The organism is Companilactobacillus huachuanensis (assembly GCF_005404815.1).
In the GTDB taxonomy this organism is placed as follows: domain Bacteria; phylum Bacillota; class Bacilli; order Lactobacillales; family Lactobacillaceae; genus Companilactobacillus; species Companilactobacillus huachuanensis.
Genome location: NZ_BJDF01000002.1, coordinates 220175 through 234688 on the forward strand (window position 1 = coordinate 220175; position 14514 = coordinate 234688).

Sequence of the window (14514 nt, forward strand, 5' to 3'; positions counted from 1 at the left end):
CTTAATTCTCCATTATATCTTTTCAACAACACGTAATTTGGCACTGTGTGCCCGATTATTTTCTGATAATTCTTCAGTGTTTGGCAATATGGGCTTGCGAGTTATTTGTTTCAAGACGGGTTTTATATCGTCTGGAATAACAGGAAGTCCTCTTGGTAAATCGACATGGGAATTGTCTTTAAAAATATGTTTAACAATACGATCTTCTTTGGATTGAAAAGTTATAACGCTGATTCTGCCCTTAGGAGCTAGAAGGTCAATTGCTTGTGCAAGCGATCTCTCAAGGGAGCCTAATTCATCATTGACAGCAATTCTAATTGCTTGGAAAACTCGTTTAGCTGGGTGACCACCAGTTCTTCTGGCGGCGGCGGGAATAGCGTTTTTTATGATATCCGCCAACTCCAACGTTGAGGTTATACGATGATCCTCTCGAGTCCGTTCAATGGAACGTGCAATTTGTTTAGCAAATTTTTCATCACTATATTTATAGAAAGTACCTACTAATTCACTGTACGTCCAATCATTAACGATTTTTTCGGCATCAAGATCTTGTCTCTGATCCATCCGCATATCCAAGCGAGCTTCTTTTTTATAACTAAAGCCACGAACAGCATCATCAAATTGAGGAGATGAAACTCCTAAATCATAAACAACACCATCGACTTTTTCTACACCAAGTTCGTTCAAACGTTCTTGCATATTTTCAAAATTATCACGTATTAAAGTTAATGAGTTATCACCGATAATATCGGCATTATTTTGAATACTTTCACCGACCTCAATGGCGGCTTCATCACGATCAAACACATAAAGATGACTATTGTGTACACGACTTAAGAGTTCCTTAGTGTGTCCACCACGACCAAAGGTAGCGTCTACATAAATTCCATTATCATGGGGATTTATCTCATCAATAGTTTCTTTTAAAAGTACTGTTTTATGTTGATATACATTAGAAGTCAAAGTCTGTCATTTTCTCCGATATTTCTTCAAAATTATCTTCAGCCTCTTGGCTAAATTTATTCCAGCGTTCCTCATCCCAAATTTCAATGCGATCGGAGACGCCGACAATTACACAATTCTTATTTAACTTAGCAAAGTCAACTAACGAAGCGGACAAATTAATCCGCCCCTGTTTGTCAAACTCAGCCTCTGCAGCTGCAGAATAAAAGAAACGAGTGAATGCACGTGCATCCTTTTTTGTTAACGGCAACTTATCCAATTGCGCCTCAAGTTTATCCCACTGTTCCATTGGATATCCAAAAAGGCAACCATCCATGCCACGTGTGATTACAAAACTATCACCCAGCAACTTTCTAAACTTTGCAGGCACGATTATACGGCCTTTAGTATCAAGTGTGTGATGAAATTCACCCATAAACACGGACAGTTCACCTCAATTCTTTAACACTTTCTAATTTACCACAATTCCCCACTTTTAACCACACGATATTTGACAATCAGTCAACAAATGTGAAAGCAGTTACTAATTATACAGTTCAAGCGGTGGGGGATTATTTCATATTTGGAAATAGTGGCTTACAAATATTGCATATTTTGTATTTGTGAAGTAACATTTCACTATATATTAATTTAGGTGGTGGATGTTTTGGACGGTAAAAAACCTAAAAGCACTTTAACTAAAATTACACAGATTGTTGTTTGGCTAATGATTTTGGTCACAATCGGCGGTGTAGTTTTAGGTGCTGTGATGAGTTTTATTTAACCTTTGGAAATATTTCTAGACAAAAAAAACGTTCTGAATTTTAATAATTCAGAACGTTTTTTTAGTGCACTTGTTTAATTTTTCACGATAATTAATTGTTTAAAAATTCGATTCAGAGCAAAAACTAAAACTAATAGCATCAACATGTTAGCAACGAAACTGCCGCCATTGATAACTAACGAATAGATCCAAGGATTCATACCTTTAGGTGCGTAAGTCCCCCAGTAAATACCACCGGCTAGAAAATGGAAGAAATATTTGGCAAAAAATCCTAACGCTGAATAAAGTAAAATCAATCCAATACCACTCTTGCCTTGCTCCATTGCCTTCTTAACTGGCTTGCTTCCCAAACCAATCAAACCAACGACACTAAATGCCAATGGATATTCGACGATTCCTTGAAATAGATTCAAGAAACCACCATGGCTGAAACCGAATAACACCAGATCCAATATCCCCCAGACAAGGCCAGTCATTAAACCAGCTTTGACACCACGACGTAAAGCATAAATTGCCATTGGAATCAGTCCATAGACAAATTCAATCGCTGAAACCCCAGTCGTATGTGGTACAAATGACAATGCTAACGCTAAGGCTGTAATCAAAGCGCCTTCAGTTATCACGATCAATTCGTTGTTTTTCCCAACATTAGTCATAAAAAAAACTCCCTTCTGATTTTTAGTCATCACAAGAGAGTTCGAGCATCTGCTTGAACAACACTATCCCTACGCATGTATTAACATAACAGGTTTAAAGGGTCTGAACATAAATGTTCACTCTCAGCCAAAGGCTCCCCCTGTGTTGACTTATTCAATTACAAATGGATTGTACCATAGTGCTTATTTTCTACCAAACACTCTGCCCCAGAAACCAACTTTTTTTTGATGGTCAAATAAATTAAGCGGAATATTCTCACCCAACATTCGTCGAGCAATATTTTGATAGCTGCGACCAGCGTCGCTGTACTCGTCAAAAGCCACTGTTCGGCCCGTATTTGAAGCGGAAATAACTTTGTCTTCATCAACTACAATTCCTAATAAAGGAATTCCTAAATGATTAACAATATCGTCTATTTTCATAGAAGTGCCGTCATTGATCATGTTCTTCCGAATCCGATTAATTATCAAATGAGGTGTGATGGGCATGTTCATATTTTCAAGAATACCAACTACTCGATCCGCATCACTAACAGAAGCAACCTCTGGATTAGTAACAACTAAGGCACCATCCGCAATTGAGACCGCGTTTTGAAAACCATACTCGATACCAGCAGGACAATCGATCATCACAAAATCAAATCGTTGTTTCAATTCGTTAATGATATTGCCAACTGAATCCTTATCCAAAACATATTTATCCGCAAACTGTGAAGCAGCCAATAAATACAAATTGTCTTCAAAACGTGGGTCACGAACTAAGGCCTGTGAAACTACTACACGATGCTGAGCCACATCAACGATATCGTAAACGATTCGATTAGTTAGACCCATAACGGCATCAAGATTTCGCAATCCAATGTCCAAATCGACCATACAAACTTTCTTGCCCAGACTCGCTAAGACAGTACTAACATTTGCAGTCGTAGTAGTTTTTCCAACTCCACCTTTTCCAGAAGTTACAACTATTGATATCCCCATAGTTAACCTGTCCTTTTTCCTAAATCATTTAATCTATCCTTGTAGTTCGTTAAATCATCTACACTGATTGAATGTAAATCATCAATAAATGCAAATTTACCAGCCTGAAATTCATCTTTATTGTCGTCAGTTACAATTTCAATAACATCGGCAATACGTAATTGATCAATTCCCTTGAGATTGCCAAAAATAGCTGCCTTCGTATTATCAGGATACCCGGCCTGCAAAATACCATTGACCTCTCCAAGAACATAAATTGAACCAGTTGTACATATTTGTGAATCTCGATGCAATGTCCCAAGAAAAATTAAATCACCTTCGTAATCTAACTTTTGACCACTACGGACGATTCCAGACTCAATATTAACCTTGTTAGCTTTCAAAACTTCGGCTACTTTTGCCTTGTCCTCAACGTCAGATTGAATATCCTTCAATTCTAACTGTGGATATTTATCAAAAAATTCTCTGATTCCGCTTTTCTGTTCCTCTGTTAATAAGCGACGACCAGTTTTAACCGTAAAATAAATGACATCATCATTTTCATTGGTTGATTCAACGTTTTGCTGCATAATCAATTCTTTCAATTTTTTAAATGCATTAACGTAATTGGCTTTATCATCCATTAAAACTGAAAAGCCATTCTTATCACCCTTTAAAATGATATCTCTCATTTATTATCCCTCCGATATTTCACCAGCCACTCAGACAAGTTATTCATTGGAATATATAGAATAAAGAACACTACGATATTCCAGAGCAACGTTGGTCCCAACGTATATGTGATGAAATCAAAAATACTTGTATTTGTCTGTTGCAACATTCTTTCTAGCAGATAAATACCTGACTGTAAAAATGTCAAAGATAAGAAATAAATTGACAATTCATAGCCTAAATTATTTTTTACTAGTAAAAATTTAAAATGATCGATTCCAATCATCAACAATGGTAAGAGCACTGTATATAAACCGATAATTCCATAGTAGTACGAATCATAAATTACCCCAAAGATCACTCCATATAATATCAATTGACGACGGTTATCAATTCGCATTGTCAACATAACGATCATCATCAACATCAGTTGCGGCAAGATAACTACGGTCCCACGATTCATATTATTCAAAAAGGCCCACTTGATTAAACCATCTAGGTAAAATGCAAGAAAAATGAATAATACTTGACCGATTATCTTTCGATTTTTAATGTTCATTAATTTCCACCACTAACTGATGACTTAATGACTGTGACCACTGTAAAGTTACGTAATTCAGCAGCAGGCGTAATATACACAGAATTAGTCATTCCGTAATTATCCTTCTTAATCCCGTAAACTTTACCAATATACAATCCACGTGGTGTTAAGCCACCCAAACCAGATGTGATGACGCTTTGGCCTTTTTTGATGTTCTTAGTCGAATTGACATTTTCCATAACTAAATCACCTGTAGAACTATCATAACGACTGACAACACCGGTAATATTCTTACTATCACCCAAGATTTCAGAAGCAAACTTATCATTTAATTCATTATCAGTAGAAATCAATTCAACCTTTGCACTGACTTTATCAACTTCAATGATACGTCCAATCAAACCTTTACCAGACATAACCGGCATATCTTTCTTGATACCGCTTGTTTGACCACGATTGATTGTTAGATAACTTTGCCAACTGCTTGGTGAACGAGTCAAAACAGAGGCGTTAACTGTTGTATAGTCAGTCAATGTACCATCAAGTTTCAATTCTTGTTTTAACTTCTTGTTTTCATCTTGAACTACTGATAATTTTGCCTTATTTTGCGCTAATTCACCAATTCTAGCTTTAAGACGTTTGTTTTCAGAATATGTATTATACAGATCAGAAAATTCTGAGGTAGCATTTTTAACAGCATTCGTCGGATAAGCAAAGACTCCCCCAACGACACTGACGACATCATTACCGACTTGTTGAACAACTGGTGGCGTTTTTTTGTTATCACGGATATTGACCGTAACTGCCAGCAGCCCAAAAGTAACGATAATAAGTATCATTAAAATAATTAATTTTTTATTTGAAAAAAACTTTTGCATTGCTTCCTCCTAGTAGATCAGATAACTAAAGGTTTTTTGCCGCCTACGGGTGAGAGTGCTTTTTATCCATTGTGAGGACTAAAGGCCCTACTCCACTCTCCATAATATTTAAATAACACTTTATTTTTACACAATTATTAAATAATTGAAGATTAAATGAATGAAATTTACGAATATTTTAAAATAATTCCAAAATTCCATAGAACTATCCATATAAAAATAGTCGGAAGAGCCGAGAAATATTAGCCACCTGGCGATATACTTCTCAACTCTGAAGACGGCATCTAATAAAATGATTTTACCATTATTAATCTTTAGTCAAATAAAAAAACGGGAATTAACCCGCTTATTTTTGGCGACGCATTACATCGATATTTTTAAGTGATTCACCAGTACCGATGGCCACACAATCTAGTGGGTCTTGAGCAATGAATACAGGAACTCCTGTTGCTTCAGATATTACTTCTGGCAAGTGATGTAGTAAAGCACCACCACCAGTAAGAACGATACCATGATCGATAACATCAGCAGCAATTTCAGGAGAAGTTTCCTCAAGAGTTTCTTTAATTGTTTCAATAATCTCTTCAACGTTTTCATGGATGGCTGTCGCAATATCTTCACCAGACAATTGAACCGTCTTAGGCAAACCTGTTACTAAGTCACGTCCACGAATTTGCATTGATTCGAGTTCCTTTGATTTTTCAACAGAGGCAGAACCAATTTGGATTTTAACATCTTCAGCAGTTCTTTCACCAATTTGAAGGTTGAAGTTTGACTTAATGTATGCAGAAATTGACTCGTCAAACTTGTCACCAGCGACACGGATTGAACGTGATGAAACGATACCACCCAATGAAATTGTAGCAACATCAGTTGTACCACCACCAATATCAACAACCATATTACCTGTTGGATCCATAACTGGAAGTCCAGCACCAATAGCAGCTGCAAATGGTTCTTCGATTACATAAGCTTCACGAGCACCAGCATGTTGTGTAGCCTCGATAACGGCTCTCTTTTCAACTTCAGTAACACCACTTGGAACACAAACCATGACTGAGGGTTTAGAGTTGTTAGCGGTTTTTTCGATGAAATACTTCATCATCGCTGCTGTTGTGTCATAATCGGCGATTACACCGTCACGCATTGGACGAATTGCAGAAATACTACCCGGTGTACGACCAATCATTTCACGTGCATCTGAACCAACTGCGACGATTTCTCCAGTGTTATTATTCTTTGCAACAACTGAAGGTTCATTTAAAACTATACCTTTTCCTTCAGCATAAACTAGAGTATTTGCAGTTCCCAAGTCTATACCGAGCTTCTTTGATCCAATACCAAACAATTTATTTTCTCTCCTTTAAAGTACACACCACATTTTACGCTAAACAAAATTATATCATAGAAAACGCCGATTTAAAGCACGACGAAATCATATCCTAAATTAAATTTAAGGTCTTTAGGCTAGAATAAGTTTTTTTCGTAATAATTAAATGGTCAATTAAGTTTATTCCTATTAACTGGCAGCCCTTTTTAAGTCGCAAACTAAAATCTTGATCATTAGTCGAAAACATCAGTGAACCATTTGGATGATTGTGCGCCACAATAATCTGTGTTGCCGACATCTGAATAGCCTCACGTAATATATCCCGTGGATGAACCGTTGCCTGATCGACCGTACCAATAAAAATAACCTTTTCATCGATTACATGATAACTATTATTTAAATAAACAGCTACTAGTTTTTCTTGTGGAGTGCTTCCAATTTTATTTATTAAATGTCGACCCACATCATCTATTGAAACAATCTTTTCAGATAGTGTATCGGTTTGAATCTTTCTACTTCCTAATTCAATTGCAGCTAAAACTTTACAAGCTTGTGCTACCCCAATACCATTAAACGACATCAATTGTCCTAAACTCAAATTTAAACCACCGGAATCACAAATGATTTTCTTTGATAAGTCCACAACTGAATTGTTTTTGGTTCCATTGCCAATGATTACGGCCAATAATTCTTCATTTTTTAACGTTTTAACACCATGGGCTAAAATCTTTTCTCTTAAATTTATCATCATAACTTAAATTACGAAAAATAATTTTCCAAATCTGAAATTAGATAAAATGATCCAGTAATCAATAACAATTGCCCCTGATTCATTCTAGCCATAATTTTCTGTAACTCTTTACGATAATTTTCAATAAAAGAAACATTGCTATACTGCGATAAATTGTAGTCACTTGCCGTAGCTGACCGCTCCATATCAAGCTTTGTGATATAAACATGGTTAACCTTGGGAGCTAACTCTGCAAGAATCTCATGTCGATCCTTATCTTTCATCCCAGCATACAAAACAATTATATCCTTATTTTCATAGTTTTTAATCAAAGAATTAATTAAATTGTAAATTGCTGAAATATTGTGTGCCCCATCCATCAAAACTAATGGCTTTTGCTGCACAATTTGAGCTCGTCCAGGTAAATGATTTTTATCTAAATTATCAACAATCATTTTACTCATGTATGTTTCCTGTTGAATCTTTTCGTAGAGTGCGAATGCTTGAATTGCAATGGCCGCATTCATTGCGGTAGTTTTTTCAAATCCCTGACAATGAATCCCCTCTACTGTTACTTTATCATCATAATATGTAAACGAAACATCAAAATCACTATTTTTATAATTTCTTATACCAAAATCCTGACCAAATTCAAAAATTGGACTACTTTGTGCAGTTGCCGTTGATTCCACAATTGAGCTAACTGACTCGTGCAGCTCACCAGTCACAATCGGCCTTTCTGGTTTAATGATACCTGATTTTTCTTCAGCAATATCTTGGATCGTCGGTCCAATCAATTTTTCATGATCTAAATCTATTGAAGTAATAATCGATAAGGCCGGTGTTATGACATTAGTCTTATCATGTTTAGCACCAATTCCTGCCTCAATTACCGCAACATCAACACGACCTTGAAAATAAAAATAACCTAAAATAGTCACAAATTCAAATTCTGCTAAATCAATATCACCAATTTTATCTTTAATATAATTAACAGCGTCTAACAAATCAGCATCAGAGATGTATTGATGATTAATTTGAATCCGTTCATTAAAGCGATTGACGAATGGTGAAATGAACATCCCCACTCTTTTGCCGCTACCTTCTAAAAGATTTGCCAAAAAATTAGTTGTTGACCCTTTACCATTAGTGCCAGTAATATGAATCGTTTGATAATCATTTTGAGGGTTTCCTAGAAGACGCAGTGCCTCTTTGATGTTATCAAGATTATTAGTTCGATGAAACTTAGGTAATGCATGAATATAATTCACAGCAGCTTGATAATTTTCTAACAATTTTTATCGCTCCAATTTTTCTTAAACAAAAAGGGGCAGGCATGTGCCCTTCCCCCTTTGTCATTATATACTCAATTATTATTGATTGTCTTTTAGTTGTTGAATTCTTTGTTCAACCTTAGCTTGACGTGATTGATAATCAGCTAATTTTTCTTTTTGTTCAGCGACAACCTTTTCAGGCGCCTTATCAACAAAGTTTTTGTTTGATAATTTCTTATCCAAACGAGTGATTTCTTGATCTAGTTTCTTCATTTCTTCATCTTGACGAGCAATTTCTTCATCAATATTAATCAATTCAGCTAATGGAACGTACAATTCAGCACTGTTTGTTACAGCAGTCATTGCTAAAGCTGGAGCCTTCAAGTCGGCAGCAACATTCAATTCCTTAGGATGCATGAAACGATCGATGTATTCCTTGTTGTTCAAAATAACAGCTTTAACATCATCATCTTGTGGCTTGATCATGATATCAACGGCCTTAGACATTGGTGCATTAGCTTCCAAACGAATCTTACGAAGTGACTTGATCAAATCAATCAAGATATCCATTTGACCCATGGCAGCTTCATTGTCTAATTCAGCGTGATATTCAGGATACTTAGCATGCATGATTGTCTTACCGTTATGAGGCATCGTCAACCAAATCTTTTCAGTAACGAAAGGCATGATTGGATGTAAGAGACGAAGTGTCTGGTCAAGAACATAGGCCAAAATCATCTTCTTTTGCTTCTTAGCAGCTTCATCGTCACCAGTAAGAGTTGCTTTACTCATTTCGATATACCAGTCACATAAGTCATTCCAGATGAAATTGTATAAATTACGACCAACTTCACCGAAATCAAAGCTGTCCATCAAACGATTGACCTCTTTAACAGTTGTATTTAGCTTCGTTAAAATCCACTTATCAGACAAATCATATGTTGTTATAGCTGAAAGATCATCCATTGCTGGAGTATCGACATCAAGGTTCATAATAACATAACGTGATGCATTCCAAATTTTGTTAATAAAGTTCCAAGCTGAATCCATCTTGTCATAACTGAAACGAGTATCTTGACCTGGAGTTGAACCATTCATCAAGAACCAACGTAATGCATCAGCACCATATTTTTCAATAACGTCCATCGGATCGATACCATTGCCAAGCGACTTACTCATCTTTCGACCTTGTTCATCACGAATCAAGCCATGAATAACAACGTGATCAAATGGTTCTTTACCAGTAAACTTCAAACTTTGGAAAATCATTCGAGATACCCAGAAGAAGATAATATCATAGCCTGTAACTAATGTATCTGTTGGGAAATAGCGCTTGTAATCCTCTGAATTTTCATCTGGCCAACCCATAGTTGAAAATGGCCATAGAGCACTTGAGAACCATGTATCAAGAACATCTGATTCCTGATTCCAGTTTTCAATATCTTTAGGAGCTTCTTCACCAACGTAAGTTTCACCAGTCTGCTTGTTATACCAAGCAGGAATTTGATGTCCCCACCATAATTGACGTGAAATAACCCAATCATGAACATTGTCCATCCATTGTGTGAAGGTATCTTCAAAACGATCAGGAACAAAGTTAACTTTATCGTTAGTCTTTTGATACTTCAAAGCCATTTCAGCTAATGGTTTCATCTTAACGAACCATTGTGTTGAAAGTCTTGGTTCAACTTGAACACCTGAACGTTCTGAGTGACCAACACTGTGCATATAAGGCTCAATATTAATCATGTAACCAGCATCTTGTAAATCTTTAACAATAGCTTTACGAGCTTCAAAACGATCCATGCCGTTATATTTGCCAGCATTTTCGTTCATTGTTCCGTCAGCGTTCATTGTGTTGATACGTTCAAGGTCGTGTCTATTACCAACAGCAAAGTCATTAGGATCATGAGCTGGAGTAATTTTAACCATACCAGTACCAAACTCTTTATCAACGTAGTGGTCAGTGATAATTGGAATTTTACGATCAACTAAAGGTACGATAATTTCTTTACCAACGATATCTTTGTAACGGTCATCATCAGGAGCAACGGCAACAGCAACATCACCAAACATAGTTTCTGGACGTGTTGTGGCAATTTCGATAAATCCTGAACCATCAGCATATGGGTATTTAACATGATAGAAAGCACCTTGATCATCTTGGTGAATAACTTCGATGTCTGACAAAGCAGTTTGTAGTTGTGGATCCCAGTTGATTATGTATTCGCCACGGTAGATCAAACCTTCATTATAGAGTTTAACGAAAACCTTACGGACAGCTTTTGACAAACCTTCGTCTAAGGTAAATCTTTCACGTGAATAATCAAGTGATAGACCTAATTTACCCCATTGTGACTTGATAATAGAAGCAAATTCATCTTTCCACTTCCAAACTTCTTCAACAAATTTTTCACGACCAAGGTCATAACGAGTAATACCCTGTTCACGTAATTTAGCTTCAACTTTAGCTTGAGTAGCGATACCAGCGTGATCCATACCAGGTAAGTAAAGTGTGTCATAACCTTGCATACGCTTGTAACGAATCAAAGTATCTTGAATAGTTGTATCCCAAGCGTGACCCAAATGCAGCTTACCAGTAACATTGGGTGGTGGGATAACGATTGAATATGGTTTAGCTTTCTTGTCGCCGGAAGGTTTGAAATCATCGTCATCAAGCCATGCTTGGTAACGTCCTTCTTCGACTTCTTGTGGATTGTATTTAGTATCCATGTCGATTTCTCTCATAGGTTTTTTCTCCTTTTATAAATCAATAATTAACTTATTGTAGTTGGTTATGTCTGCCGTATTCGGGTGCGCAACTTGAAGCCTGCTGTGGGACCGGTGCGAGCCAAGGTCTCGCGCCTCGCTTTTGAGCTTTGCACGGTTCGCAAATCTCAAAAGACGTCCTTGTGCTGTAAGACTGGAAAACCACCAGCCTAACACCACCGCCACTGCGGGTTTCAAGTTGCGCACCCGAATACTAGTGTTTCTGCTTTTTTGATAAATATCTTGAACCAATCATTAAACGAACGGATGAATGTCATAGAATATATTCCTAAATAATACCGAAATTATGGAACCCCTCAAAATCAAGGAACAAAAAAAGACCCCATCCTCAATAGGACGAAGTCTCGCGGTACCACCTAAATTAAAAACTATAAATAGCTCTTCACTCAACAGATAACGGTGGCCCGATCATTTAATGATAGCTCACAGGTAACAATCTTCCAGTTCGATTCGGCAATTCTCAACAACATGCCTTCTCTGAAATCTAGCTGCAAAATACTCCTGATCAAAGCTGATATTTTGATGATAAATCATAAATCAAAAAACGTCAATTAATTTTATAGCAAACTATGGATGTTTTCTTGATCACTTTCCATAAATTTGGCACCTGGTTCGATAGTTGTAATTTTAATTCCAGCCATTGAACGTTCAATCAAGCCGTCAATATCAAGAACACTTTCAAACTTACGTGTCTTCTCCATATTTGGACGTGTTTTTGGTGAAGGTGGTGCAAAGACTGTACAGCAATCTTCAAATGGTTGAATTGACAAATTGAACGTATCAATATTCTCAGCCAAACGAATGATCTCTGTCTTATCCATTGTAGCTACCGGACGTAAAATTGGTGTTGTCGTAACATCATTGATTGCAGCCATGCTTTCCAAGGTCTGTGAAGCAACTTGGCCAACAGCCTCACCGTTAAAAATTGCTAGGCCATGGCGTTGTTCGCGAATCAAGTCAGTCAATCTCAACATGAAACGACGTTGGATCGTCATCAAGTAGCCTTCAGGGACACTTGATTTGATAGTTTCTTGAATTTCGGCAAAAGGTACTTCGATGAAGTTGATGTGACCACCAAATGCAGTCAATTTAGAAGTTAGTTCCTTAGCTTTGTTCAAAGCCTGTTCAGATGTGTATGGAGGACTGAAGAAGTGAACCATTTCAATATCAACACCACGTTTCATTGCTAGATAACCAGCAACGGGTGAATCGATTCCACCAGAAAGCATCAACATCGCTTTTCCAGCAGTACCAACAGGTAATCCACCGGCACCTTTGACAGTTAAGTAAGACAAGTAAATTCCATCTTGACGAACTTCAACAGAAATTTTAATATCTGGTTTTTTCATCTCAACATCAATACCAGGAAATTCATCACAAATTGTGTCCCCTAGTTGTAAGTTGATTTGGTTAGTATCAAGTGGATATTCATGATCAGAACGTTTAGTTCCAACTTTGAAACTCATGCCGGGCTTATAAGCTTCATGCATCATTTCAATAGCCTTTTTCTTAACATCTTCAAAATCACGTGAAACTTTGACACTCAAAGAGAAGGTTTGAATACCAAAGACATTCTTTAATTTATCCATAACTGGCTTAGCATCAGTACCATTAAGGTTGATGTGTAGACGGTCACGATGTGGTTGCATTCTAAGGTCAGGATAATCTTTTAAAACCTTTGCTACATTACCATGCAAGCGGTCGATAAAACTCTTGCGGTTTTTTCCTTTAGTTGATAGTTCGCCATAACGAACCATAATTTCAGTATATTCCATCAAATTCTCCTAATTCAAAATTTGGAAATGATCGTGGATCTCATCCAAATTCTTAATAAATTCATTCATTTCTGCTTCAGTATTGTTTTCATCTAGGCTGACACGAACAGCACTAGTGGCAACATTTTCTTGAATATTCATTGCTTTAAGAGTCCCTGATTCGAGACCTTTCTTTGATGAGCAAGCGCTTGTTGTCGAAATATAAATATCACGGTCTTCAAAGGTATGGACAACTGTTTCACCACGAACTCCATCAATCGTAAAACAGATGATGTGTGGAGCAAAATCATCGCTAATTTGTGAAAAGACATGAACATTATCCATTTCCTTCAAATGATTGACCAACTGTTCCTTCAATTGTTCCATCTTTTTAGCCTTACCAGCTTCGTCATCTTTCAACAAACGAATAGCTTTAGCCATACCAGCGATTGCAGGTGTATTTTCAGTCCCACTGCGAAGGTTTGATTCTTGACCACCACCGGCCATCAAAGGTTCTAGTTGCTTGCCCTCTTTCATATAAATAAAACCAATTCCACGTGTTGCGTGGAACTTATGACCTGAAAAAGTATAGAAATCTACACGAGGATCAACAATCTTGGATCGTAAATTCTTACCAATAGCCTGGACTGCATCAACGTGATAACTAATACTTGGGTAATCCTTTAAAACTTGAGCAATTTCATGGATTGGTTGAATTGCACCAATTTCATTGTTAACCGCCATCGTTGAAACTAAAATCGTATCGTCTCGAATTGAATCTTTAACATCTTGAGCACTGACATGTCCCGATTTATCAACCGGTAAATAAGTCACGTCAAATCCCAATTCTTCCAGTTGATGCATCGTATTCATAACTGAAGGATGCTCAATTGAAGTTGTGATGATGTGTTTACCAAATTCACGTTTCTTAAAAGCTGTTCCCTTGATGATCCAGTTATTACCCTCGGTACCACCACTAGTAAAGACAACCTCGTCTTGTTTGAAACCCATTAGGTTTGCAATTTGTTTCCTTGATGTTTCTAGTAATTCGTACGCTTTCAGTCCTAACTTGTGCAAACTAGAAGGATTACCAAAGTATTCTTGACTAGCAGCATTATAAGTTTGAAGAACCGAATCATTAACTTTCGTTGTAGCACTATTATCAAAATATATCATTTTTGCCCCACCAAAATAAAAAGGCCT

Annotated in this window: 14 protein-coding genes and 1 riboswitch; of the genes, 1 reads left to right on the forward strand and 13 read right to left on the reverse strand. The window is 36.9% G+C overall.

Going from position 1 to position 14514, the window contains the following annotated elements; genetic code table 11:
- Positions 1 to 12: 12 nt before the first annotated feature.
- Together rsmH and mraZ are read right to left on the reverse strand one after the other, a co-directional pair.
- Complete coding sequence (gene rsmH / locus FFM71_RS02140) at positions 13 to 963, reverse strand: 16S rRNA (cytosine(1402)-N(4))-methyltransferase RsmH (protein WP_137610542.1); 951 nt, start codon at positions 961 to 963, stop codon at positions 13 to 15.
- A complete protein-coding gene (mraZ, locus tag FFM71_RS02145) occupies positions 953 to 1384 on the reverse strand; it encodes a division/cell wall cluster transcriptional repressor MraZ (RefSeq protein WP_041499484.1) in 432 nt (143 codons plus the stop codon). Before mraZ ends, rsmH begins: the two co-directional genes overlap by 11 nt.
- A gap of 225 nt (positions 1385 to 1609) precedes the next feature.
- On the opposite strand from mraZ, the gene FFM71_RS02150 reads away from it, so the two are divergent.
- Complete coding sequence (locus tag FFM71_RS02150; protein ID WP_137610543.1) at positions 1610 to 1726, forward strand: DUF4044 domain-containing protein; 117 nt, start codon at positions 1610 to 1612, stop codon at positions 1724 to 1726.
- A gap of 74 nt (positions 1727 to 1800) precedes the next feature.
- On the opposite strand, the gene thiT is transcribed toward FFM71_RS02150, so the two are convergent.
- From thiT to FFM71_RS02205, 11 genes are all read right to left on the reverse strand, one after another.
- Complete coding sequence (gene thiT / locus FFM71_RS02155; RefSeq protein ID WP_137610544.1) at positions 1801 to 2382, reverse strand: energy-coupled thiamine transporter ThiT; 582 nt, start codon at positions 2380 to 2382, stop codon at positions 1801 to 1803.
- Between the two features lie 48 nt (positions 2383 to 2430).
- A riboswitch (TPP riboswitch) is annotated at positions 2431 to 2533 on the reverse strand.
- A gap of 32 nt (positions 2534 to 2565) precedes the next feature.
- Positions 2566 to 3363 carry a septum site-determining protein MinD gene (minD, locus tag FFM71_RS02160; RefSeq protein WP_137610545.1) on the reverse strand — a complete coding sequence of 266 codons (798 nt, stop codon included), beginning with the start codon at positions 3361 to 3363 and terminating at the stop codon, positions 2566 to 2568.
- A 2-nt stretch (positions 3364 to 3365) separates the two neighbouring features.
- Positions 3366 to 4034, reverse strand: coding sequence for a septum site-determining protein MinC (locus tag FFM71_RS02165; protein WP_137610546.1), 669 nt, complete (start codon positions 4032 to 4034; stop codon positions 3366 to 3368).
- The gene (gene mreD, locus FFM71_RS02170; protein WP_137610547.1) at positions 4031 to 4573 is read right to left on the reverse strand and encodes a rod shape-determining protein MreD; all 543 of its coding nucleotides are present in this window, start codon (positions 4571 to 4573) and stop codon (positions 4031 to 4033) included. The genes FFM71_RS02165 and mreD overlap by 4 nt, the downstream gene beginning before the upstream one ends.
- Positions 4573 to 5433, reverse strand: a complete 861-nt coding sequence (gene mreC / locus FFM71_RS02175) for a rod shape-determining protein MreC (RefSeq protein ID WP_137610548.1) — start codon at positions 5431 to 5433, stop codon at positions 4573 to 4575. The genes mreD and mreC overlap by 1 nt, the downstream gene beginning before the upstream one ends.
- Positions 5434 to 5779: 346 nt before the next feature.
- Positions 5780 to 6781: a rod shape-determining protein gene (locus tag FFM71_RS02180; RefSeq protein ID WP_137610549.1), complete on the reverse strand. Its 1002-nt coding sequence runs from the start codon at positions 6779 to 6781 to the stop codon at positions 5780 to 5782.
- Between the two features lie 94 nt (positions 6782 to 6875).
- Entirely contained in the window at positions 6876 to 7514 is a 639-nt protein-coding gene (gene radC, locus FFM71_RS02185) for a RadC family protein (RefSeq protein ID WP_137610550.1), read from the reverse strand.
- Between the two features lie 8 nt (positions 7515 to 7522).
- Positions 7523 to 8788, reverse strand: coding sequence for a bifunctional folylpolyglutamate synthase/dihydrofolate synthase (locus tag FFM71_RS02190; protein WP_137610551.1), 1266 nt, complete (start codon positions 8786 to 8788; stop codon positions 7523 to 7525).
- A gap of 78 nt (positions 8789 to 8866) precedes the next feature.
- Positions 8867 to 11515, reverse strand: coding sequence for a valine--tRNA ligase (locus tag FFM71_RS02195; protein ID WP_137610552.1), 2649 nt, complete (start codon positions 11513 to 11515; stop codon positions 8867 to 8869).
- 599 nt (positions 11516 to 12114) lie between these two features.
- On the reverse strand, positions 12115 to 13332 hold the full coding sequence (gene thiI / locus FFM71_RS02200; RefSeq protein WP_137610553.1) for a tRNA uracil 4-sulfurtransferase ThiI: 1218 nt from the start codon (positions 13330 to 13332) through the stop codon (positions 12115 to 12117).
- Positions 13333 to 13341: 9 nt separating this feature from the next.
- The gene (locus FFM71_RS02205) at positions 13342 to 14487 is read right to left on the reverse strand and encodes a cysteine desulfurase family protein (protein WP_137610554.1); all 1146 of its coding nucleotides are present in this window, start codon (positions 14485 to 14487) and stop codon (positions 13342 to 13344) included.
- Positions 14488 to 14514: the final 27 nt, after the last annotated feature.